Source organism: Desulfobulbus oralis (assembly GCF_002952055.1).
Taxonomy (GTDB): Bacteria; Desulfobacterota; Desulfobulbia; order Desulfobulbales; family Desulfobulbaceae; genus Desulfobulbus; species Desulfobulbus oralis.
Genome location: NZ_CP021255.1, coordinates 1,851,517 through 1,874,880, shown reverse-complemented (window position 1 = coordinate 1,874,880; position 23,364 = coordinate 1,851,517). Strand labels below are relative to the sequence as shown.

Here is a 23,364-nt window from a genome sequence, read left to right as displayed (position 1 = left end):
CCTACCTGCCCGTTCCTGCGGGCACCATCTCCGGCACCCAGAAGATGAGCCCCTTGCTCCTGGCCTCGTCGTAAAAGGCCCGGCCGGTCCACTCCCTGCTCTGGTCCATGTAGCCCTGCTGCATCACACGCAGCGCAATGCGGTCGCTGGCGCGGAGTTTTTCCGTGTCGAACTGGTAGATGCCCTGCAGCGGCGTGTTGCCGAGGTAAATCCACCTGTCGGCGCAGGGCAGGGCTGAACCAGTCACCTGGTACAGCACATATGCGCCCTCGGGCTCGGAATGCACCTTGAACCTGATGGGCGTGACGCTGCTGCAGGCCCCCAGCAGGAAGGCGCCACAGCTCAGCAACAGCACAAGATATTTCGACATCGTTATTTCCTGGCCTTTAAAATGATGGTAACGGGCTGGGGATCCTCCTGGGCCGACTCCCGGCTTTCATAGCGGGTGTTCAACCAGAAGGACGCAATTTCCTCCAGATAGCCAGCCTTTCTCATCTGCACGGTAACGTACTGGGGCTCGCCGTTGTCGCTCTCCCAGACGACCAGAACCGGCGTCAGCCCCAACAGCGCGTCATCCCGCAGATTCAGCACTTCGGCCTCTTCCGGTTCGGAGTGGAACTGCACGGCGCCGTATTTTTTCGGGGAGCAGCCCGCAGTCAGCAGCAAGGCCGCAAGTGCCGGCAACAGCAGGGCGGCGGGACGGCCTGAAACAAAAGCCATGATGTCCTCCAAGGGCAAAAACGGTGCACAGGGTGCACGAATCAAGCCTGCGAAATGTACCCATGCGGCCCGGCAGCGGCAAGACAATTTGTAGCCCGGGGCCGCAGGCCGCCGCATTTCCGGACTTTCCCCAGCCGGCCTGCTGTGGTATCCTGACCGCCTTGTTTGTCCACAACCCCTCTTTCCCTGATTGCAATGCCCCTATGAAACGCCTTTTCACCCTGCTCTTTTGGCCCTTCCGCCTGTTCTGGCGCTTTCTGAAAACCGGTCTCACCGTCCTGACCAATCTGGTTTTCCTGCTCTTCCTCGGGTGCTTTCTGATCGGTCTGTTCTACAGGCCCGAAGTGAAGGTCCCGGACGGCTGCGCCCTCGTCATCGCGCCCGAAGGCGATGTGGTGGAAGAGCGCTCGGTCATCAGCCCCATCTCCCGCCACTTCGGCAAATTGGCCGGCGTCTCGCTGGAAGAGGAGGTCTTTCTGCAGGACCTCATCGACGGCATCGATGCAGCGGCAAAGGATGGCCGTATCAGGTATCTGGTTCTGAACCTGGACAAACTCGGCGCGGCCAGCCTGGATCAGCTTTCGGCCGTGGCAGGTGCCCTGGATCGGGCGAAAAAGGCGGGCAAGAAGATCATTGCCGCGGGCAACGGCTTCAACCAGTTTCAATACTATCTGGCCAGCCGGGCCAACGAGATCTGGCTCAACCCGGTCGGCACGGCAGATGTGCACGGCTTCGCCTCCCTTGGCCTCTACTTCAAGGACGCCCTGGATAAATTGGGCGTCAGGATGCATGTCTTCCGGGTGGGCACGTACAAAAGTGCGATCGAACCCCTTGTGCGCAACGACATGTCGGCCGAGGACCGGGAGGCCAGAACGGCCTGGATGCAGCGGCTCTGGCTGCTGTACAGCAACGACATCGCCAAGGCCCGTGGCCTGGACGCCGATGCCCTGCGCGCGCAGATTCTGGACCGGCACGCCATCCTGGCCGCCAGCGGCGGCGACCAGGCCCGGGCTGCACTGAACATGCGGCTCGTGGACGCGCTCAAGACCCGGCCCGAAATGCGACTGGCCCTGCGACAACTGGTTGGTCCGGCCCAAAGCGGCAAGCAGGACTTCAACGCGCTCTCCTTCGACCGCTATCTGGAAACCGTGGAGCGGTCTTACAGCGCCACGGAGCAGCCTGCGCGCATCGGCATCATTACGGCCAGAGGCAACATCACGGACGGCAAGGGCGGGGTTGGCCAGATCGGGGCAGACACGCTGCTGGCCCAGTTCGACAAGGCCCGAAAGAACCAGAATCTCAAGGCGGTGGTGCTGCGTCTCTCCAGCGGCGGCGGCAGTGCAGGCGCTTCGGAACTCATCCGGCAGGGCGTGCTGGAGTTGAAGAAGTCCGGCAAAATCGTGGTGGTTTCCATGGGGGAAGTGGCCGCCTCCGGCGGGTACTGGCTCTCGGCCAATGCGGATTGCATTGTGGCCGCACCCTCGACGCTGACCGGTTCCATCGGCATCTTCGGCGCAATACCCACCCTGGAAAGCAGTCTGGCCCGGCTGGGCGTGCACGGGGACGGCGTGGCGGTCGGCAGTCCGGGCCTGCCTGCAAACATCGTAACCGGCATATCCGCGGCCGATGCGGCGGCCATACAGTCCAGCGTGGACTATGGCTATCGCCGCTTCCTGGCCATTGTGGCCGAAGGCCGCAAAAAGCCGGTGGACGAGGTGGCGCGCATCGCCGAGGGTCGGGTCTGGGACGGCGCCACCGCCAGGGAACTGGGGCTGGTGGACAGCCTGGGCAATCTCGACGCAGCCGTGGCCAGGGCGGCCGAACTCGCCAAGGTGCCGAAGGAAAGCGCGGTCTGGCTGAAGCCGGCAGGCATGCCCTTCCTGGAAGAGCTGGCCCAGATCGGAGCCGGCGTGCAGGCCCGTTTCCGGCCCCGGCAACTGCCGGCCGCGGAACAGGCGCTCTCCGAATTGCAGACGCGCTACGGCTTTCTGCTGCAGACCCACGATGTCAACCACGTGTATGCCCACAGCCTTGTGGGCGAAACCACCAGTCTTTTGCGCTGAATCTGCCCTTTTTCCTCAGGAAAACGCCATGAGCGATCTGAAAAAAATGTATGCCGCCCTTTTGGGCGATGCCTTTCCACAGGAAATGACCATTACCCTGGGCAAAACGGCCCTGGTCTACAGAAAGCGCAGTTGGGCCATCAGAAACGCAGAAGGCCAGCTCGAGGAGCGGGGGTTGCGCTACGGCGAGAATCCGGACCAGGAGGCGGCGCTCTACGAACTGGTGAACGGCAATCTGGTGCTGGGCGACTGCCGTTTCATCGGGCCGGGCCAGGGTCTCGTGAGCGCCCTGGAGGTAGGCGACATGCTGCAGGTGGGCAAGCATCCGGGCAAGATCAACCTGACCGATGTGGACAATGGCCTGAATATTATCAAGTACTTCATGGACAGCCCGGCTGCGGTCATTCTGAAGCACAACAATCCCTCTGGCGCGGCGCTGGGCGACTCGCTGGTCCAGGCCTATGCACGCGCCAACAACTGTGACCGCATCGCGGCTTTTGGCGGGGCGCTGGTGGTCAACCGGCCGGTGGACAGGGCGAGCGCCGAAGCCATGGCGGAAAACTATCTGGAAGTGGTCTGTGCGCCCGACTTCGAGGAGGGCACGCTCGATGTCCTCGGCCGGCGCAAGAACCTGCGCATCCTGCGCATCCACGCCATCGAGCGGCTGGTCAGCTATGAGCACGCGCGTTTTCTGGACTTCAAATCGCTGATTGACGGCGGCCTCATCGTGCAGCAGTCGGCGGTGAACCGCATCCGGAGCGCGGCAGACCTGCTGCCCGCAGCCTGCACCTACAAGGGTCAGGACTACCGCTGTGCCCGTGAGCCGGACGAACGGGAGATCCGGGATATGATCTTCGGCTGGGCCGTGGAGCACGGGGTGACGTCGAATTCGGTGCTCTTTGTCAAGGATGGCTGCACCGTGGGCATTGGCGCGGGTGAGCAGGACCGAGTCGGGGTGGCGGAGATCGCGGTTTTGAAAGCCTATCGGAATGCGGCCCAGGCCCTGGCCCTGGACCACTTCGGCAAGGCTTACGCCGGACTGGCTGAGGCCGAAAAAGCGGAAATCGATGCACAGGTCAAGGCAGACAGGGCAGGCCTGCAGGGCTCGGTCATGATTTCCGACGCCTTCTTCCCCTTCCGGGATGGGGCAGAGGTGGGCATCCGCGAGGGCGTGTCGGCCATCCTGCAGGCCGGCGGTTCCATTCGGGACTTCGAGTCCATCGAAGCCTGCAACGAGGCAAGGCCACAGGTGGCCATGAAGTTTACCGGCTGCCGTTCTTTCAAGCACTGAACCTGCAGGAATCGCGATAAAAGCGCCTGCGGAGCAGAGGCACAGGCGCTTTTATCGCCGCAGAAACCCATTGCCATGCGCGCTCAGCAAGCGCGCCGCCAAGGCAAACACGCCAGCACATCTGCTCCGACGACCAATTGTTGCAGCCCAGCTTTTCATATCGACTCAGGCGCCTTGTTCCATGGCTCCGATCGGCAGATCGGCTCCTTTGTGACCGAGTCCGGGGAAGAACTGACCATGACGGATGTGGTGTTCAGCATGAACCGCACCCTGACCACCAGCGGGACCCTGCCTGTGCCAGAGGATATAGCGGCCCTGCCCGATGCCAGGGGCTACGGCACCACCTGCAACCTGCATCAGGTCATGGTGCAGGATGTCGTCCGGGCATACGCGGCATCAACCCATACAACCAGTTGAACAACGGGGCCTTTCAGGAGACCATTGCCCAGTGGCAGGCAAACCGCGACCCTGAGCACGTATTCTCGGCAGCAACGCTTTTGCTGATGGACAGTCTGGCCCACGGGGCAGGCGATGCGGGCGATCTGCTGCAGGGCGGCACCGGCAACGCGCATTTCCACGGCCTGGATTGGCAACGACACCCTTGCGGGCGATGACGGCGACGACAATGACCGGCTTTCCGGCGGCGCCGGCAACGATGCGCTCTGGGGTGACGATGCGGTTCCGCTGGCCTGGGGCAAGGAAGACGACGATATGCTGGTGGCCGGCGAGGGTACGGATCGTTTGGACGGTGGCGGCCTTCCTGCAGCCCCCCGTGCCTGTCCATAGCTCCATCCATTTCCTCACTTTCTCCCTCCCTTCTTTTTTCATCAATGCAATCAAGCCAGTGGCAAAGCTGGACCAAAGCAGCCATAAAAACCCGTTGTTCTGGTGACACAGTTCGGGTATTTCCTGTGTAAATTTCAGAGCCGACCACCCCTGCGCAAAGAGGGATGCCATGCCGAACCCCGCCTTTTTTGGTCTGCACACTGTCTCTTCGTTTCCTCCATCCCGTACCGTGCGCCGCACGGACCAAAACTCTGGCCTGTGCTGGCCGGGCAGAGCCCCCACACCTGCGGCCTGCAGCCGCCTGGGACAGGTCTTTTTTGTTCTGCTGCTTCTGGTGCTGCCTTTGGCAACGGCCTCCCATGCGGCCAGCTTTGACTGTGCGAAGGCGACGGGCAAGGTCGAAAAAATGATCTGCGCCGATTCTGTGCTATCGAAGCTGGATGAAGAGATGGCAAGCATGCACCGGAAGGCGAGCGATGCCACGGCTGATCCGGTGGGCTTCCGGCAAGAGCACGGGCAGTGGCTCAAAAAACGCAACACCTGCGCAGAAGGCGGCTGTGTGGCACAGGCATACCAGGAACGACTTGCGGCTTTGCGTTCGCTGCTCCGCGGGCCCAAGCCCTGTTTTCGTCTTTTGGAGCGGAAATGGCCGGAGGTGAAGAGCGGTCATTATCCTGTCTGTGTCGATGTGTTGAAGAGCATGAACGCTCTGTGCGCGGAATTGCCCTTCCACGGCGGGTGGAAAGTTTCTCCATCTGTTCCTTCTCTGGCTGTGCCGCAATGGGAAGAACTGGATCCCAGAAACCATCTCCACCTGATCCAGCATAGGTACCAACCCTATCAAGCCCGAAAAAGCTCCTGAAGAACAATGGGCGCCTATTCCTCCTGACCCCCTGCAGAATATCAATGAGGGGAAAGCCAGCTTGTGGCATACCAAAGTCGACGTGGATCGGGATGGGCAGCAGGAAGATATAATTCGCTTCAGACCGTATCCATGTGAGGGAGAAACTTTTGCTTGCTGTGGAGCTTTACAAGTGGCAGATGCATCGTTATACAGAGTGGATTTACGCTATTCATCGATGTGTTTGGGACCAGTGACAGATATCATACTGCATCATGGCTATCCATTTATAATAAAGCATAATCTAAATAATACATTTTCTGTGCAAGAACCCTTCTCGACCCAAGCTGGAGATAAAGGGTCAAGGTCTGTTTGTGTCTTTGAGTGGTTAAAACGTTAAAGGGAGGAATGATATGTTGACATACAATCTGCTGGATTCTGGAGAGTACAGTAATCCACAATATTGAATACTATGTTTCATAGAAGAACCTTCTGATATTACAATGTATTATGAAGTATGTCCCTGCGGAATATTGAATGATGGTCCTGTAACTACCAACACAAGCAAAGGAGGATTGTATGGCTACATTTACACTTGAAGGAAACTATGCCAGCAGAATGCTTTCGCAGTATCTCTGGGGGCAACAGGAGGCACCCAAACCTGAAGAAATCGCGGATGCGAAGTTTATTCGCCCCATTGATTCCCAAGGGAATAAGTTATGAGCAAAAAACGCCGTTATTTACTTTGTGCATTTGTTTTGATGTCTGTGCTTGGCGCTGCACTGTACCATAATGAGCTGGGCCGGATATGGACTGGCATATATCAAAGGTATTTCCTCTCGGAAGCAGAGCGGGTACGGCAAAAAGAAGAACAATTGCGTCAGGAAACCGCAGCGTTTTATGCCTGCCGGCCGGAAAAGCCCCTGAGCAGGGAGGAGCTTCTGGCCCGGGCCATGCAGAATTACTGGCGCAGGGAAATGGAAAGACTGTGGGCACTTGATAAAGCGCTTGGCGAAGACGAGATTCCACCGGTTACCACCCATATTACGGACAATACCTGCGGTCTGGTGCGCGACAAGCGGGGCAATCCGCTGACGATAAGCCGCGATACCTGTTATCCCTGGAAAATAAGGGAGTACAACTCAGAGGAAAAACTGCGCGCCAGGATTCGGGCAGTCCCCCGTCTGCTGGAAGAACGGTGGAAAAAAGTGAAATGGAAAGAAGAAAGGGACAGCAGCACTGGCCTCCTGGTAGGCAGGCTGGAAGACGGGCTCAGCACCTATGAATACATAGTACAGGAAATCCTGCACGGCCAGGTTATGCATCCGGAAAGGGAATTGCCCTATTTGCCTGGCGAATTGAAAAATGACCGGGCCAGTTTTTCGGTGATGCATCACGAGGGGGCGTGGATTTCCTGGTATGGGCCTGACTGCTGTAAGCTGGTGACTTACGATGAGATTAGGGGGAAGAAAGTACTTACCCTTGAAGAGGAAGACCGGTTGCACTATTTGCCGCCCGATATTCGGATAGAGGATGTGACTTTTCTGCAGGTAACGTACAGTTTAATCGATCGCACCTGGCACAATGGCCGGGAGGGGGTATTTTATTTAAGTAGGGGAGAAATTGATGCAATTGATGAGAATTTCTTTGATTATATTATGCTATTTTTTGAGGTCTCGCCCTGCGGGGCCATACGCTGAACGCCCCACAATGAACAGCTCGTTGCAAACTTCAACGGGAGTCTGGCAGGTGAACCATTTGCGAGACCGCTTATTCAGTCGTACTGCGCTCTCCCCAGCATCTTCTCCGTGATCTTGTGCAAGCTGATGCCCCTTGGAAAGCCCTGTCGCAACAGGCCACCCTCGTTTTCGTTGGCACTACGCTGCCCGAACAAATGCGGCCTGCAAAAGTAGGCGCACAGGTCCGCCCGCTCCAGTTCCCTGAACCCGGACAGTTCCGAACCGTTATCAGGCGTCAAAGTCTGCCGCAGGGTCTGGTGGCAGCTCACACAAACGCTGGACAAGCGCCTCCCTGAAAGCGGCGGACGTCTTTCGTCTTTTTCGGGCCCGGCAATCGGCAGTCCGGGCACAACAGCTAGGCTCAGGCCTCATTAATTGCCAAAAAGCAGCAAATCTGGTTAGTTGTGCTCAAGGAGGACGCCATGAGCCAACTTTTCTACCTTTCTGCCGAACAACTCGAACGTATCAAGCCCTTCTTCCCACGTTCACATGGTATTCCGCGGGTCGATGACCGGAAAGTCATCAGCGGCATCATTTATGTCATCAAGCATGGCCTGCAGTGGAAAGATGCGCCGCGCGAGTATGGCCCGTACAAGACGCTCTACAATCGTTTTTTGCGCTGGAGCCAGATGGGCATCTTCAACAACATTTTTACCGAATTGGCAAAAACAGCGGGACAGGATGGCCAGGTGATGATCGATGCGACCCACCTCAAGGCGCATCGTACCGCCGCCAGTTTGCTCAAAAAAGGGCTCTTTCCCGCTGCATCGGCCGCACAAAGGGCGGGCTGAACTCCAAACTCCATGCCCTTTGCGACGGCCACGGCAGGCCCCTGGCCATGAAGCTCACGGCAGGCCAGGTAAGCGACTACAAAGGAGCCGCCCTGCTTATGGATGCCATAGATGCTTTGCCCGAGACCAGGGAGCTGCTGGCGGACCGTGGTTATGACGCCGACTGGTTCCGTGATGCCCTGCGTGCCAGAGGCATTACGCCCTGCATCCCGCCCAGAAGGAGCCGGAAGAGCCCCTGCCCGTACGATCAAAATCTGTATAAACAGCGGCACAAGATCGAGATCATGTTTGGCAGGATCAAGGACTGGCGGAGAATAGCCATGCGTTATGACCGCTGCGCACATACCTTCTTTTCAGCTCTATGCCTCGCGGCTTCCGTCATATTCTATCTCGATTAATGAGGCCTGAGCCTAGGTTTGGCGCTGCCCTGGCGCGGCTCCCGAAAAAGGCTTGTATGGCTTCTCGGCCAGGGCATCCGGCAATTTCCCGGCAGCTCATCCCATGGCTGCATGCAACCGCTTCGATGCGGATGCGCTCCGCCAGGCTCAGATGGACGCAGGACATGGCGGACTCCTTCCGGCTGCTTGGTGTTTGACGCTGCCAACTACCAGCATCCCGCCCTGCCCTTTTGAGCTTTTCTCACCCTGACCGGGTGCTGCTTTGGCAACGGGCATCGCCCCCGAATCTCGTCCGGAAACAGGATTGAAGCCCCGGAGCATATCGGTTATACAAAAGATCGCGCACCGTTACCGGCAGCTTCAGCGGGCTGCCCATCCCTTTTCCACGCATGCCCTGCCCATGAAAACAATCATTCGGCTCGCGGCCATCTGTCTGCCCCTCATCTGCGATGTCAATTTGGCCTTCAGTGATGCCCCTGCGTCCAAGGTTTCCGCAGAAGTACAAAAAAATGTGGACACGCTTCTGGCCAGCAAAGCCTGCCCCGGCTGTAATCTGGCTGGCGCCGATCTGACCCGGGCCCAGCTCGCCCAGGGCAATCTGGAAGGCGCCAATCTGAGCGGCGCCCATCTGCCGCTGGCGGATCTGGCCGGCGCCAACCTGAAGGGGGCCAACCTGAGCGGAGCCAACTTGGGCGGAGCCGATCTTGCCCAGGCCGATCTGAGCGGCGCCAACCTGAGCGGGGCTGTTCTGCAAGGCGCTTTTGTCACCAAAGAACAGATTGCCTCGGCTACAGGCTATAACCCGGAAAAAACACCGCCCCTACCCGAGGAGCCGAAGCCGGAATCCCCGGCTCCGGCCGGGACAGCAGAGGCTGCGGACAGGCCGGCAGGCGCCGGACCAGGTGCTACGGCAGAGGTCGGGGCGCAAACGGCCAAGGCTGTGCCAGTTGCGCCCGATATGCCGGAAATCAAGGACGCAAGCGCCATCAGCCGCTCCAAACCAGTGGCGACGCCGCATGAACAGGAGGCAGAACCAGTGACGCAGCCAGCCCCGGCACCGGCTGCACAGGCCGCCCCCCCTGCCGACGATACGGACACGGCCAAAACGCCTCCAGCACCACCGGAGATCAATACGGCGCAGCCAGAGGAAAGCGCTGCACACGCGGCAGGCACCACAGGGGCGGCGCCCGAAGCAGCCCCTGAAGACGAGCCCCCGGCCGAGGCGGCTGCCTCCGCCAGGCCTGAGGCCAGTGTGGCTGATCAGGGTGAAAGTGCCCCGGAGGCCGGCTCATCCGGGCCTGATGCGGCTCATGAACAGATGATCAAGCAGCTGTTCAAGCAAAAAAGCTGCATTGACTGCGATCTGTCGGGCCTGGACCTCTCGGATCGCAGCCTCAAGGGCTTTGACCTGGAGCGGGCCAGGCTTCAGGGCTGCAATCTGAGCGGGGCCAACCTGCGCCAGGCCAATCTCAAGGGCGCCAATTTACAGAACGCCGTGCTGAAGGCGGCTGATCTCAGAAAGGCTGATCTGTATACCATGCCGACCTGCGTGGCGCCGATCTCACCGACGCCCGGTTGGACGGCGCCCTGCTGGATTCCGCCATACTGGACAAGACGGCGAACGGGGCGCCGGAGAATTAACTGTCCCGGCAGCCTGCGCCCGGATATTTTTATTGACAGAACGAGGCGCTTTGGCTATGAGTGCTGCTTTATCTGTTCTTTTTACTGTTGACGAGGAAGACGTATGGCCAATCATAAATCTGCCGAGAAAAGAGATCGTCAGTCCAAAGTTCGCCGTCTGCGCAACCGCATGAACCGGTCGGCAATGAAAAGCGCAGTCCGTCAGATTGAAATGGCCCTTGCAGCCGGCTCGGAAGACGAAGCCAAAAGCGCCCTGCAGCGTGCCATTCCGATCATTGACAAGACCGCATCCAAGGGCACCATCCACAAGAGGACCGCGGCCCGCAAGATTTCCCGCCTGACGAGGCGGGTCAACAAAATGCAGCCATTGGGTTGAGTTCAACCGCCTTTTTCCAGTAAGCGGTTGTTTTTTATCCATACCGCATTTACAGCGTTCCAGCCAAGGCAACCGCGGAGGATTTCTTCCGTGGTTGCTTTTTTTGTTTTCAAACATACTGTGCCAAGGGCCGGGCATCTACCCACAAATCCACGGCAAGATTTGTACAGAAATTTTTTCTTTTGGTGTACAGTACCGCCCTTTCTGTATCTGCGTCTGCGGCCGCTCCGGGGCAAGTCTGCCGGTATTCTGGTCGCCACCCTGTACACCGTTTTTCTTCGGGCCATACCATGAGAACCAGTACCTACCGGGAAATCCCCTACAATTTTACCTCTGCCGATGACCGGCTCATCATTCGCCAGCTTTTTGACGAATCGGTCTGGGCCGATGTGGAAGAATTGCGCAGTCAGCGGGTGACAGGACGCTCAGCCCGACTGCTCATGCGTTTTTTCGGTGATCTCTTTATCCTGCACCGCAACCCCTTCCTCCTGCGGGAACTGATCGACTCGCCCCGCCGCCGCCGCTATCTCTTCAAAGAGATGTACCAGGATCTGGACATCATCCGGAAAACGGCGCTGCGCAACAATAAAAACGCCGACGAGCGCACCGCCAGGGTGCTGCGTCTGGTCGATCTGTGCCGGCAGCGGGCCGCGGCCCTGCGTGGCCAACTGGAGCAGGCCAAGGCCCGGCAGGCACTCATTCGCCGGAAACTGGGGGCAATCGTGGGGCCGGACAATGTCTGCCTGGATCCCTTTGCCCTGATCAGCCATGCCACCGACGCCACCGACTGGCGCCTCTGCCTGCCCGTGGCCGTGGCGCGCCCGACCGCTGAAAAGCAGATCCCCGCCCTGCTGGAGGCCATCGCCGCCCTGAAATTGCACATCATTCCCCGGGGCGGCGGGACAGGCCTGACCGGTGGCGCCGTGCCGCTGACCGAAAACTGCATCATCATCAATACCGAAAAACTCAATCACATCGAGGGGATACAGGAACGGCCCGCCGGCCCGGGTGAGGAAAAGGGCCTGAGCGTGCTCAAGGTGGAGGCCGGCGTGGTCACCCAGGATGCCATGCGCTACGCCTCGGAGCGTGGCTACGTGTTCGCCACCGACCCCACCAGTGCCTGGGCTTCGACCATTGGCGGCAACATCGCCGAAAATGCCGGCGGCAAGACCGCTGTGCTCTGGGGAACGGCCATCGACAACATCGTGGCCTACACCATTGCCATGCCAGGCTCGGGCCTGCTGACCGTCCGGCGGATCGGCCATCCCCGGAGAAAAATTCTGCCGGACGATCAGGTGACCTTTGAAGTCCGGGGACAGAACGGCGAGCTGCTCAAGACCGTGAGCCTGCGTGGCGACGCCATCCGGAAAAAAGGACTGTGGAAGGATATCACCAACAAAACGCTGGGCGGCCTGCCTGGCCTGCAAAAGGAGGGCGTGGACGGCGTCATCACCTCGGCGGAGTTTATCCTCTATCACAAATATCCCGAGAAACAGACCTTCTGCCTGGAATTTTTCGGCGACAGCATGGACGAGGCCAGCCGGGTCATCGTCGACATTTCCGAGTGCTTCGTCAACCAGGGTGAAGAGGCGCTGATGGCGCTGGAGCACTTTGACGAAGAGTACATCCGTGCCATTGACTACAAGTTCAAGGCCGCACGCAGCCTGCCGCCCAAGGCGGTTTTGCTGATCGACATGGTGGCGCACACCAAAGAGCAGCTTCAGCGGGGCAAGCTGCGTCTGCTGGATCTGCTGACCAAATACCCCAACACCGAAATCTTTGTGGCGGCCGACAGCGACGAGGCGGAGCGCTTCTGGAAGCCCCGCAAGCAACTGGGCGCCATTGCCGCGCGCACCAACGCCTTCAAGCTGAACGAGGACATTGTGCTGCCCCTGCACGCCCTGGCCGATTTTGCACGCTATATCGACCGGTACAATGTCTCCGAAGACCGCTACACCCAAAAGAGCATCATCCGCTCCATCCGCAACTATCTGGGGGTGGCCGCGCCGGTGGAGGATCAGGATTGGCTGGAGGCGAGGATCCCCAGGGCCCGGGAACTCTGCGATGCCGCGCTGGAAACGCTTGCGGCCAGCGAAGAGGCCGGGCTGCGCCAGGAAGCCCTGAGCGGACGGCTCTTTTCGAGCCTCAGCGAGCTGTTCCATGGCTATCCGGACTTCATGGACGTCCTGCGCGGTCTCCACGACGACATCGACAGGCGCCGCATCATCATTGCCACCCACATGCATGCGGGCGACGGCAATGTGCATGTCAACATCCCGGTCTTTTCCAATGACCGGGAAATGATGCAGCGGGCCGCACAAACCGCGGAAAATGTGATGGCCAAGGTGGTGGAGCTGGGCGGCGTGGTCAGCGGCGAGCACGGCATCGGCATCACCAAGATGAAATTTCTGGAGCCGGAGCGCCTGGAAGAGCTGCGCGCCTATCGCCGGGAGATCGACCCCCAGGGCCTGATGAATCCGGGCAAGCTGGACATCCCGGACATTATGGATCGGGTCTTCACCCCTTCCTTCAACCTCCTGAAGCTGGAGGCGCGCATTCTGCAGCACAATTCCCTGGAAGCTTTGGCCGCAAGCATTGCCAAGTGCATCCGTTGCGGCAAGTGCAAGCCGAACTGCTGTGTGTTCTCGCCGGCCAACTCGCTGTTTTTCCATCCGAGGAACAAAAACCTGGCCATCGGCTCGCTGATCGAGGCCCTGCTCTACGACATGCAGCGCTCCCACACCTCGCGGTTTAACCAGTTGAAATATCTGGAAGAAGTGGCCGACCACTGCACCCTCTGCGGCAAATGTCTCCCGCCCTGCCCGGTCAATATCGACACGGCCTCAGTGTCTGTTCTGGAACGGCGCATCCTGACAGAGCGCGGCTACAAACACACGCCGGTGCAGACCAAGCTGTCGCTCAGCTTCCTGCAGGCGCGCAACCGATGCTTCAACTGGGCCTTCCGCGGGCTGGTCCTGAAAAAGGGCACCGCGGCCCAGCGCTTTGCCGCGCGTCTGCTGCCAAAACTTCCGAAAAAGATCAGAACCGCCAGGTGGCGGTTGCTGGCGCTCCTGCAATCGCCCATGCCGGCTCCGGCGGCGCGCCCGCTCAGGGACTATCTGCCCAGGACATCGCTCAACGAGGCCCTGCTGTTCACGCCAGACGGAACCATAAAAAAGACCGTCTTCTATTTCCCCGGCTGTGGCTCCGAACGGCTCTACAGCGACGTGGCCATGGCCGTACTCTACATCCTGATAAAATCCGGTGTGCGGGTGGTGCTGCCGCCGGCCAACCTCTGCTGCGGCTTTCCGGCCCGGGCCAACGCCAAGGACCGGATGCACGGCGACGTCACCCTGCGCGACACAATTATTCTCAGTCAAATCAGGGAAATGCTGGGATACATGGTCTTTGACGCCGTGGTGGTCAGTTGCGGTACCTGCAGGGAGGCCCTGCACGAACTGGGCGTGGAAGAGACGTTTTCGTGCAGCCTGATGGACGCTTCGGCCTTTGCGCTGAACCAGGCAGAGATGCCGCTCGTGCAGCAGGCAGGCCGTCTGTCCTATCACACGCCCTGCCACGATTCGTTGCGGGGCGAGGGCGTAACCCTCCTGAAGCGGCTGATTGCGGATGTCAGCAGGCAACCTCACTGCTGCTCTGAGGCAGGCACGCTTTCTCTGTCGCGGCCGGATATTACCAGGGCCATGCTCCAGCGCAAGGCCGCGGTCTTCGCCAACCCCCCCAACTGCGCGCCAAATGACATGGTGGTCACCAACTGCCCATCCTGTCTGACCGGCCTGGGCCGGCATGCGGAAAAGGGCCCGAAGCCCGTACACATGGCTGTCTATCTGGCCACCCGTCTGGGTGGAGAGAGCTGGCAGGAAGAGGCCAAACAGATGCTGCTGCAGGCAGAAATTGTGCCCTTTTAAACGGGGAATGCATGAATCCGAGCGCGCCTGCTGTGGAGTCCGGCAGCGAAAGCTACAGCATGGTTCCTGCCAGCAGGTAGCTGAGCGTGCGTGGGGGCAGGAACCCTGTCAGCAATGTGGCAGCGCCTGCCGCCAGACGGCCTGCGGGGCTCCGGCTGGGATGCGCTGGGTCAATTGAAAACAGTCCGGCGCAGGGGGAGGACGACAGCCGGAACCGGCGTGTTTGCAAGACGGTGGGCGCGACGACCACGTACTATCTGTATGATCTGGAGAGCCGGCTGATAGCGGAGCTTGCCGGGAGTGGCAGGGTGCTCGAGAGAATACGTCTGGCTGGGGCAGGAGCCTGTGGCGCTTCGGGAATACGAACTCCGGCCGGGGCTGTACTTCTCCATCAACGATCACCTGGGCACGCCGCAGCAGTTGATAAGTGCGAACGGTACAACAGTCCGACAATCCGCCCCCCCCCTGCCCTTTGGCAGGACCCAGGTTCAACTCGGCACGGTGCGGAACAACCTGCGCTTCCCGGGCCAGTACTTTGATGCCGAGACCGGGCTGCATTACAATTGGAACAGATTTTATGATCCAGAAACGGGACGGTATATATCCGCTGATCCTATTGGGCTTACTGGCGGGATGAATCTTTATGCTTATGTTGAAGGGGACCCTATTAATGCGATAGATCCACAAGGACTTGCTGTAGGAGTTGATGACATTTTGATTTGGGGGCCCCTGATTGTTATTGGTGGTGCAGCTGCCAAACAAGCAATTGAGAATAGCAATAGTGGATCAACTGATTGGTCGTCTGATAATACTGGTGATGAGTGTAAAAGCAGTTGTAGAAATACGTTTGGATATGAGGATTGCTCAAGCCTTTTTTTGTGGATGGGATTGTGCTAGTGAAAAACAAGCAATTGCCCAACTTTGGGGAACTTTAAGAGTTAAAGGCTATGAAGTAAGTGGAACAATTACATGTGAAGGCTCTAATTCAATGTCAAATTCACCTGGTGCGATCCATAAAAACTGTTTTGAACATGGGATGCAAAAAATACAAGGAAATAAAGGAAAGAAGAAGAGAAGTGCTCCTCAAAGAGTACCTGTTGGTTCGATAGGAAGAGCACCATGTTGTGAAAAGGATGACTCTGTTGGGGAACGCTGGAAAGTTTTAAGGGCTGGCATGTGATGATGAATATATTGTCGGGCAATATCAGCTAGATGATAATTGTTATGTTAACCGTTTATCTTTATATTAAATCATGATACTTCCTCCCAATAAAAGATACTCAGTTATGAGTGCAGAAGATATTATATCTGAGCTAGAACGCTTTTCTGAGTTTGTGAATATTGATTTATCTATCAATAAAATTCTGAATGGTTTTATTAAGGATATTAAATCAATATTAACAGACCCTTATTCTCTTGAACAATTAGAGGCATTAAGTGATTTAGCAAAAGGAATAATTTCCTTAGATGATGATGAAACTAGAAGCATTCTAGGCTTTTCAATTAAAATTATTGAAAATGCGATGATAGCTGTTCGTGAACTTGATATTTCTACAGAAGAAGTTCAAATAATACTTCCAGAAAAACACTATGAAAGATACTTGCAGTTATATTTGGCATTAGAATCGTTTCGTCAGCCATCAAGTCACGAGCAATTTAGCATAACATACAGAAATAAAGATAAATCTACTTTGAACATTAATACGGCTGATGGAACATTAATATGGACAAACATAAAAAAATGCAAACTTTACAAATCAAACCTTAACAGTTGCGAGATTTACAATTATTTATGTTGCTATATAAAAGGAAATTATCAACGATTAGAAAGTGATTTTGAATTGGAAAGCTCAAAATGAGCTCAAAATGGGGGGGCGTAGCAAGATTTCTAGGGTGAGACATTGAGATAGAACGGCCAGTTACCTGACCGTCCTCTCGCAGATCCCTGCGAGGGGGGTGCTCGGGTAACCGAAGTTAAGAATGCTCTGGATGAGCGATACATGAAAAGCCGTGTCGTGATGCCAGCCGAGGCCGAGTTCGGTTTCGAGCAATGGAAAGGTCCGCACATACCCAGAGAAGGGCGTACCAGCAGCACTGTGGGCGAACATAATCAGCACGACAGTGATGAACAGGCTTGAGGCAACGGTCTTGAGGTTAACCCGAAGTAGGCCGGGGTGGAAATCGAACAGTGATGGCCGCATGAACAGTGTGGTCAGTAGTATCAGCAGACCCGCACAGGTTAGGCCAACAGACAGAATTTGTAACGATGTGAATTGAACGAAAACGAGCAGGGCGTAAGCGGTAATATAGATGAAAAACATCACCACTGCGAGCAGCGTGGCGCTGAAGGGAGAAAGGCCGGGGGATCGAAAGTCGATTTTGTTGACGGGTATGTTGTATTTCGACTTCATGGTGCAATTGTGTCTCTTAGTGCTCTGTTATGCCTTACCCCGGTCGCCTTATTTGCGTGTTGCACGAGGTCGCGGCACAGGAGGCTTTCAACGCCATCATCGGAGAGATTGTAGAGGGTGTCTGGAGCACCACAATCCTGAGCATGAGCGGGCCCGGATAGGGCTTGCGTCCAATCAGAGAGGCGTGGTCACGGTGCAGGGCAGCCTTTTGTCCAGCCTGCGCGAGAGTACCTGTTCGTCAAACAAGTCTGTTTGCCCAGTCAAGTCTCCAAGATGATGGTAAAGCAAACTGCTCTGCTAAATTATGTCATAAAATTAAAATATTATAAGGAGTAGACAAAATTTTTCCTGCAATGACAAAAATTGCTCGCTCATTATTGTTGGTATTTTGCTGGGTACCCAGAAGATATTCTTGTTGAATAAGAATTCAGTTCAGAGTCTTCCGAAGTATCTCAACGATCCGAGCCTGCTGCTCAAAGGAAAGACCAATCCAAAGAGGCAAGCGAACCAATCTTTCAGACTGTCTGACAGTGTTTCCCAGCTCGCCATGCGCCCGGCCATAGCGTTGCCCCGCCGGAGCGGAGTGCAGGGGAATGTAGTGGAAGACTGAGAAGATGTCGTTTTTTTTGAGTTCTGAGAGCACCTTTTGTCGATCAATCTCGGGTGGCAGCAACACGTAGTACATATGGGCGTTGTGCTGGCAGTCGGCCGGCACGATAGGACGGCGGAGTAAGCCCTGCCGCTCAAGTGGCTCCATTAACTCATGATAACGCTGCCAGCTTGCCAGCCGTTCTTTGGTTATTCGATCCGCTTCTTCAAGCTGAGCCCAAAGAAACGCCGCGCTCAGTTCCCCCGGCAGGAAAGACGATCCCACTTCCTGCCAAGTGTACTTATCCACTTCTCCTCTAAAAAAGCGGCTGCGGTCAGTACCCTTCTCGCGGATAATCTCCGCACGCTGGGCCAGATGCAGGTCATTGACCAACAGAGCTCCGCCTTCGCCAGAGGTCACATTTTTGGTCTCGTGAAAACTGTAGGCGCCCAGGTCACCTATGCTCCCCAAGGCGCGTCCTTTGTAACTGGCCATCACTCCTTGCGCGGCATCCTCCACAACTTTAAGATCATGTTGCCGGGCAATGCTCATGATCGTATCCATCTCACACGCGACACCCGCGTAGTGCACTGGTACAATCGCTTTGGTGCGTGGTGTGATCGCAGGCTCAATGAGACGTTCATCAAGGTTCAAGGTATCATCCCGAATATCCACGAACACTGGTACCCCCCCCCCCGAAGCACGAAGGCATTGGCCGTGGAAACGAAGGTGTAGGAGGGCATAATGATTTCGTCGCCGGGTTGAATATCCAGCAGTAGGGCGGCCATCTCAAGCGCCGCTGTGCAAGAGTGGGTAAGCAAGGCCTTGCTGCATCCAGTGCGCTCCTTCAACCAGGCATGGCAACGCCTGGTGAAAGGCCCGTCTCCAGCCAAAACGCCGTTGAAGTGCGCTTCAGCAATATAGTACAACTCCTTGCCTGTCATATAAGGCCGGTTGAATGGAATACGGTTATTTGACTGATTCATACGTTTCCCCAGGCCGATTCATCCCTGTTTTATTTTCTCAAACTTCTGGCTTGTCATCGCCAAGCAAAAAACGACCGTTCATCCTGCTGATAACGTCTTGTTACAGTCCTTTGAGAAAATATATTTCGGGTTCCAGACATTAAAAATTTTAAGTGACTCAGAATCAGTGGGTTGCCCTTCTGCTTTGCGAGGTTTTTACTCGCCATGCGCATTGCTGCGGCTTCTTCAACGGGCCGTTAGCAGTCCGTTGAAGAACGGTCGATTCGGCCAGACGCTCAAGCACTTCCTGATGCGTCTCGCCCCTCTTCCAGCGCCAAACGCTCTTCATGGCCGCGTTCGCCTCCATGCCCGTGGCATCAATCACCAGACGATGCGGCACAGGGATGGTGTTTCGGCAATAGCAAATGCCGGCTTGCGTAAAAGCTTTTGCAAGTGCACGTAAAAAGTATGACCCTGACCTTGGGGCTATCCGATCACACGAAAGCCGCCTACTGTACTGCTGTTCCCTGCTCCGGTCAAGACTCATGGCACCTTCTTATCATGGGCTGGTACACCGGCAATTCGCCGCTCTCCTTGAAATGGACGTAATCCGCCAGGATCCTGGCATGGTCAAAGGCCAATGGCGGCAGCGCATCCAGGGCGTAAAGCCGGGCTGTTTTGGCATCGTCCCCGCCTTTGGGCATACCGGTGGCGGTGGCGATAAACACGGTGGATGCGGTGTGCTGGCGCGGATCGCGCCCGGGATCGGAATAGGTGTGGAGCTGCCGCAGCAGATGCACCTCCAGCCCGGTCTCCTCCCTGGCTTCGCGCCGAGCCGCGTTTTCAAAGGACTCGCCGTAGTCCACGAAACCACCCGGCAGCGCCCAGCCCGGCGGCGGGTTCCTGCGCTCCACCAGGACGATGCGGCCATCGATTTCAATAATAATGTCAACGGTGGGGCTGGGGTTACGGTGTGTACTCATGGCTTTTTAGTGGGTTGAATGCTGGTTCCTGGCCTGCGCCCAAAAGACTGCCGATTTCCTGCCAGTCGTGCAGCACGGGCAGGCGCGCGTGCAGCATCCGGTTCCAGGGCTGGGCAAAGACCCGGGCATCGATGCCGGCCCGGGCCAGGGCCATGCAGGTTTCGGCCCGGTCGTCAATAAAGGTGGACAGGCCGGCCTCGCGGATAAAGGGCTCCTTGCCGTCCGGCCCGCCCGCCGCAATGACCCGGATCTGCGCACAGGTCTCCCGGGTGAAAAAATGTGCGAGCCAGGCCTCGACCGGCCCGGCATCCGGCCGGGCCGTCACAATGGTCAGCATGCCCTGGGCGCAGAGACGCGGCAATACCCGGGTCACGCCGGGCATGGGCTGAATGCCGCCCAGCAGCGGCTCTCTGGTCAGAAAATCAAAAATTTCATCCATGATATCCCGGGCCAGGGGGGCGGTGTCAAAGGCGCTGAAATCCTCGGGAGTGACGCCGCAGTGGCCGTAGTCCTCGCAGGCGATGCGCACAAAGGCCGTGACCGTGTCGGCGATCACGCCGTCAAAATCAAAGCCTGTGCAGGCCAGGGAGAGATTCGAAGCAGGCACCCTCATCTTTCCACCCTGGCGTCTTCAACGAGCACCCGGTAGCGGTAGCCCATGCCGAAATCCCGGTCTGCCGCAACCCTGCCTGTCACGGTCAGGATCTCGCCTTCCTGCACATTGTCCTTGGTAGTCACCACCAGATCATGCTCCTTTTTGTCCGCATCGCCGGTGCCGTCCTGCAGGTGCAGCCAGTTCCTGCCCATAATCATGCGGGAATTCTTCATGACCCTGCCCCGCACCCGCACGCTTTTGCCGTCCAGCGCCCGGGCCCGGGCGAAAATCTCCGCCACCTGAAAAGCGTTTTCGCCCCCGGCCTTGTCAACCTGAATCCTGGCCTGGGGCACGATGGCCTTTTCGCTGCCCGGCGCTTCGTCGCCCCGTGGCTGCAAGGGCATCTGCGAATGTCCGGCCGGCGGCACCGCCCCGTTCTCCCTGACCAGCGCATCCTGAAAACTGCCGTTGTCCGCCCAGACCGAAAGGGCCGGACAGCAGAGCAGGATGGCCAAAAAAAGCATACTCGGCACTCTCATGACCTTTTCCTCTGTTCCTGTTTTTCATGCTGCTGCATACTGCCGTCCAGAATCCGCCGCAGACAGCCGCAAAGCTCCGCAGCCCAGATGGCATAGCCCTTGTCCGAAAAATGCACGCCGTCTGCCAGAAAAACGCGTTCCTTTCTGGCCAGGGCCGCTGCCAGGGGTCTCTCCAGATCGAGAAAGGCGCAGTCCGCCACCTGCCCGGCCATTTGCCGCAGCTCTGCATTCAGTTGGCCAATGCGCTCACGCGGAACAAGGCCAATGGGCGAGAGCGAACAGAGCACCAGGGGCGCTGCGGTCAACAGCCTCAGCCTGGGCAGAAGCGTGCTGTAACTGGTCGGAAAAACCGGGTCGCCATTCCAAACGTCGTTGGTGCCGGACTGCAGCACCACCGCATCGAAGCCGGGGCTTGCCTCCAGTTCACTGTCCAGCCGGCAGGATAGGCCGGAGAGCGTCTCGCCGGAAATGCCCCGGTTCCGGACCAGCAGATCCGGCAGCAGGGCCGCCCAGTTGCCGCGCTCCACCAGGGAGTCGCCCAGCATCAAAATCCGTTTCATGGGCGCCTCCGAGTCCTGAAGCCTTGCAGGGTGGCGGTCTGCAGTACGACACAGGCCATGGCCGGGACGCTCAGATGCCGGCCGCTGCTGACCATGCTGCCCTCTGCCGCCAGGTTGATGTCCAGGGGCGGGATGGCTGCGGTGTCGATGATGCGCCGCCAGTGCCGGCCGCTCCGGGTTGGCGGCGGCGGTACGCTGAACAGGGCCGGCGCATTGGCGCTGCCGTTCAGCATGATAAAGAAGTCGTCTTCCGCCTGCCCGGGCGTGGCCGCGCCTTTCAGCAGCACCCCCAGCGCCTGGTCGTTGCCCCCCCAGTCAGCCGGCCGGCCGTGCTGGCCGAACCAGCCGATCTCCGGGCTGCCGGATCCTGCCGCCGCTTCCGGGTAAAAACCGGTTCGCCGAAACACGGGGTGCCGCTTCCTCAGCGCAATCAGGAGCCGGAAGAAGCGCAGCAATGCGCTGTTTTTCTGTACCAGCCGCCAGTCCAGCCAACTGGTCTCGTTGTCCTGGTTCCAGGCGTTGTTGTTGCCGCCCTGGCTGCGGCCCAGCTCGTCGCCCGCCACCAGCATGGGCACCCCGTTTGACAGCAAAAGAATCACGGCAAAGCTGCGGATGCGCCGTTCCCGCATGGCCAGCACCCCGGCCTCCGTGCTCGCACCCTCGGCGCCGCTGTTCCAACTGATGTTGTTGTTGTCGCCGTCGCGGTTGCCCTCGCCATTGGCCTCGTTGTGCTTGGCCTCGAAACTCACCAGATCGTGCAGGGTAAAGCCGTCGTGGCTGGTGATGAAATTGATGGAATTGCAGGGCCCCCGGCCGTGCTTGCGGTACAGGTCGGAGCTGCCCGCAATGCGGGTGGCGAGCGCCGGCACCGTGCCGGGACGGCCACACATAAAGGCGCGCACATCGTCCCGGAAACGGCCGTTCCATTCGGCCCAGCGCCGGGAGCTGGAAAAGCTGCCCACCTGATACAGGCCCGCCGCATCCCAGGGCTCGGCAATGATCTTGGTCTGCGCCAGCACCGGATCCTCGGCCAGGAGTTCCACCACCGGGGGATCGGCCAGAATCGCGCCCTCCGGCCCGCGGTTCAGAATGGAGGCCAGATCGAAGCGGAAGCCGTCCACGTGCATCTCCACCACCCACCAGCGCAGCATGTCCACGATCAGGTGACGGGTGACCGGATGATTGCAGTTGCAGGTGTTGCCGCAGCCGGAGAAGTTGAGATGGCTGCCGTCCCACGGATCCAGCAGGTAGTATATGCGGTTGTCGATGCCGCGGAAACTCGTGCTCTGACCGCCGGCTCCGCCCTCGGCGGTGTGGTTGCAGACCACATCCAGAAAGAGTTCGATGCCTGCCCGGTGCAGGGCCTTGACCATGTCCCGGAACTCGTTGAGCACGGATGCGGGCGCGCTGGCATAGGCCGCCTTGGGCGCGCCAAAGAGCAGCGGATTGTAGCCCCAGTAGTTGCGGAGGGGCGCATGGCTTGTGGGATGGGTGAAAAGCGTCTCGTTTTCGTCGAATTCCGCCACAGGCAGCAGTTCCACCGCGGTGATGCCCAGGTCCTGCAGATAGCCGATTTTCTCGCTCAGGCCGCGAAAGGTGCCGGGGCAGCTCAGGCCCGAGGAGGGATGCCGGGTAAAGCCGCGCACGTGCAGCTCGTAGATAATGGTGTCCTGAATCGGCGTGCCGAGCGGCCGGTCCCCTTCCCAGTCGTAGCTCTCGTGGTCGATGCGGCAGCAGGGCGCGGTGCCCAGTGCGGGCCGCCGCTCGCCCCAGGCGCCGCCATCCAGAGCCCGGGCATAGGGATCCAGCAGAATGCGCGTGGCGTCGTAGGCATGGCCGTGCTGGTCCGGTCCGCTGATGCGATAGCCGTAGCGCAGTGTGGGGGGCGCGTTGACCAGGAGAATATGCCAGACATCGCCGGTTTTGTGCACAGCCGGATCAAGAGGAAAGAGCATCTGCCCTGCAGCGGAGTCTGGCAGCGCTATCACCAGCGACACCGTTTCGGCGTGGCGGGAGAAGAGCGCGAAATTGATGCCCTGCGGGGTCTGCTGCGCGCCCAGCGGCAGGGGCGAACCGGGCCTGGTCTGAATAGTGCCTTTCATAAAGTGCGTACGATGTTTACAGTAGACTTCCCGGCGGAAGCCTGCTGA

Annotated in this window: 23 protein-coding genes and 1 pseudogene; 14 read left to right on the top strand and 10 right to left on the bottom strand. The window is 58.3% G+C overall.

The annotated features are described in order from the left end of the window. Position 1 precedes the first annotated feature (1 nt). Both CAY53_RS08310 and CAY53_RS08305 read right to left on the bottom strand, forming a co-directional pair. Positions 2-370 carry a hypothetical protein gene (locus tag CAY53_RS08310; RefSeq protein ID WP_104936716.1) on the bottom strand — a complete coding sequence of 123 codons (369 nt, stop codon included), beginning with the start codon at positions 368-370 and terminating at the stop codon, positions 2-4. Between the two features lie 2 nt (positions 371-372). Continuing rightward, positions 373-720, bottom strand: coding sequence for a hypothetical protein (locus tag CAY53_RS08305; RefSeq protein ID WP_104936715.1), 348 nt, complete (start codon positions 718-720; stop codon positions 373-375). A 203-nt stretch (positions 721-923) separates the two neighbouring features. Between CAY53_RS08305 and sppA the strand changes: the two genes are divergently transcribed. The 7 genes from sppA to CAY53_RS08275 all read left to right on the top strand — a co-directional run bounded on the left by sppA (position 924) and on the right by CAY53_RS08275 (position 7,401). Next, entirely contained in the window at positions 924-2,783 is a 1,860-nt protein-coding gene (sppA, locus tag CAY53_RS08300; protein ID WP_181040233.1) for a signal peptide peptidase SppA, read from the top strand. Between the two features lie 28 nt (positions 2,784-2,811). Beyond that, complete coding sequence (locus CAY53_RS08295) at positions 2,812-4,074, top strand: IMP cyclohydrolase (RefSeq protein WP_104936713.1); 1,263 nt, start codon at positions 2,812-2,814, stop codon at positions 4,072-4,074. A gap of 174 nt (positions 4,075-4,248) precedes the next feature. Beyond that, on the top strand, positions 4,249-4,491 hold the full coding sequence (locus CAY53_RS08290) for a hypothetical protein (RefSeq protein ID WP_104936712.1): 243 nt from the start codon (positions 4,249-4,251) through the stop codon (positions 4,489-4,491). Positions 4,492-4,605: 114 nt separating this feature from the next. Beyond that, positions 4,606-4,860, top strand: a complete 255-nt coding sequence (locus tag CAY53_RS08285) for a calcium-binding protein (RefSeq protein WP_104936711.1) — start codon at positions 4,606-4,608, stop codon at positions 4,858-4,860. 169 nt (positions 4,861-5,029) lie between these two features. Continuing rightward, a complete protein-coding gene (locus CAY53_RS08280) occupies positions 5,030-5,722 on the top strand; it encodes a lysozyme inhibitor LprI family protein (protein ID WP_104936710.1) in 693 nt (230 codons plus the stop codon). A gap of 558 nt (positions 5,723-6,280) precedes the next feature. Further along, complete coding sequence (locus tag CAY53_RS12935; RefSeq protein ID WP_181040232.1) at positions 6,281-6,424, top strand: hypothetical protein; 144 nt, start codon at positions 6,281-6,283, stop codon at positions 6,422-6,424. Beyond that, positions 6,421-7,401, top strand: coding sequence for a hypothetical protein (locus CAY53_RS08275; RefSeq protein ID WP_146106460.1), 981 nt, complete (start codon positions 6,421-6,423; stop codon positions 7,399-7,401). The genes CAY53_RS12935 and CAY53_RS08275 overlap by 4 nt, the downstream gene beginning before the upstream one ends. Before the next feature lie 74 nt (positions 7,402-7,475). Here the strand turns inward: CAY53_RS08275 and CAY53_RS08270 are convergent, their stop codons facing one another. Beyond that, positions 7,476-7,724, bottom strand: a complete 249-nt coding sequence (locus tag CAY53_RS08270; protein ID WP_181040231.1) for an IS30 family transposase — start codon at positions 7,722-7,724, stop codon at positions 7,476-7,478. Positions 7,725-7,862: 138 nt separating this feature from the next. On the opposite strand from CAY53_RS08270, the gene CAY53_RS08265 reads away from it, so the two are divergent. The 7 genes from CAY53_RS08265 to CAY53_RS12685 all read left to right on the top strand — a co-directional run bounded on the left by CAY53_RS08265 (position 7,863) and on the right by CAY53_RS12685 (position 16,431). Next, a protein-coding gene (locus CAY53_RS08265; protein WP_245874784.1) for an IS5 family transposase occupies positions 7,863-8,629 on the top strand; the annotation gives its coding sequence in 2 pieces (ribosomal slippage) (positions 7,863-8,196 and positions 8,196-8,629; 768 coding nt in all). A 400-nt stretch (positions 8,630-9,029) separates the two neighbouring features. Continuing rightward, complete coding sequence (locus tag CAY53_RS13765; RefSeq protein ID WP_219842645.1) at positions 9,030-10,361, top strand: pentapeptide repeat-containing protein; 1,332 nt, start codon at positions 9,030-9,032, stop codon at positions 10,359-10,361. A gap of 12 nt (positions 10,362-10,373) precedes the next feature. Further along, a complete protein-coding gene (gene rpsT / locus CAY53_RS08250; RefSeq protein WP_104936707.1) occupies positions 10,374-10,646 on the top strand; it encodes a 30S ribosomal protein S20 in 273 nt (90 codons plus the stop codon). A gap of 290 nt (positions 10,647-10,936) precedes the next feature. Next, on the top strand, positions 10,937-14,572 hold the full coding sequence (locus CAY53_RS08245; RefSeq protein WP_104936706.1) for a DUF3683 domain-containing protein: 3,636 nt from the start codon (positions 10,937-10,939) through the stop codon (positions 14,570-14,572). A 300-nt stretch (positions 14,573-14,872) separates the two neighbouring features. After that, entirely contained in the window at positions 14,873-15,469 is a 597-nt protein-coding gene (locus CAY53_RS14130; protein ID WP_425430779.1) for an RHS repeat-associated core domain-containing protein, read from the top strand. Continuing rightward, complete coding sequence (locus tag CAY53_RS12690) at positions 15,354-15,752, top strand: hypothetical protein (protein WP_181040473.1); 399 nt, start codon at positions 15,354-15,356, stop codon at positions 15,750-15,752. The genes CAY53_RS14130 and CAY53_RS12690 overlap by 116 nt, the downstream gene beginning before the upstream one ends. 106 nt (positions 15,753-15,858) lie before the next feature. After that, positions 15,859-16,431, top strand: a complete 573-nt coding sequence (locus CAY53_RS12685) for a hypothetical protein (RefSeq protein ID WP_146106458.1) — start codon at positions 15,859-15,861, stop codon at positions 16,429-16,431. A 60-nt stretch (positions 16,432-16,491) separates the two neighbouring features. On the opposite strand, the gene CAY53_RS08235 is transcribed toward CAY53_RS12685, so the two are convergent. The 7 genes and pseudogenes from CAY53_RS08235 to glgX all read right to left on the bottom strand — a co-directional run bounded on the left by CAY53_RS08235 (position 16,492) and on the right by glgX (position 23,316). Continuing rightward, entirely contained in the window at positions 16,492-16,983 is a 492-nt protein-coding gene (locus CAY53_RS08235; protein WP_181040229.1) for a hypothetical protein, read from the bottom strand. Between the two features lie 427 nt (positions 16,984-17,410). Next, positions 17,411-18,558: pseudogene (rffA, locus tag CAY53_RS08230) on the bottom strand (dTDP-4-amino-4,6-dideoxygalactose transaminase). A gap of 515 nt (positions 18,559-19,073) precedes the next feature. Then, positions 19,074-19,520 carry an NUDIX domain-containing protein gene (locus CAY53_RS08225; RefSeq protein WP_104936704.1) on the bottom strand — a complete coding sequence of 149 codons (447 nt, stop codon included), beginning with the start codon at positions 19,518-19,520 and terminating at the stop codon, positions 19,074-19,076. Beyond that, complete coding sequence (locus CAY53_RS08220) at positions 19,504-20,127, bottom strand: 5' nucleotidase, NT5C type (RefSeq protein ID WP_245874783.1); 624 nt, start codon at positions 20,125-20,127, stop codon at positions 19,504-19,506. The genes CAY53_RS08225 and CAY53_RS08220 overlap by 17 nt, the downstream gene beginning before the upstream one ends. Before the next feature lie 2 nt (positions 20,128-20,129). After that, on the bottom strand, positions 20,130-20,654 hold the full coding sequence (locus CAY53_RS08215; protein WP_104936702.1) for an OB-fold nucleic acid binding domain-containing protein: 525 nt from the start codon (positions 20,652-20,654) through the stop codon (positions 20,130-20,132). Further along, positions 20,651-21,214 carry a GDSL-type esterase/lipase family protein gene (locus CAY53_RS08210; protein ID WP_104936701.1) on the bottom strand — a complete coding sequence of 188 codons (564 nt, stop codon included), beginning with the start codon at positions 21,212-21,214 and terminating at the stop codon, positions 20,651-20,653. The genes CAY53_RS08215 and CAY53_RS08210 overlap by 4 nt, the downstream gene beginning before the upstream one ends. Further along, a complete protein-coding gene (gene glgX / locus CAY53_RS08205) occupies positions 21,211-23,316 on the bottom strand; it encodes a glycogen debranching protein GlgX (RefSeq protein WP_104936700.1) in 2,106 nt (701 codons plus the stop codon). The genes CAY53_RS08210 and glgX overlap by 4 nt, the downstream gene beginning before the upstream one ends. Positions 23,317-23,364 lie beyond the last annotated feature (48 nt).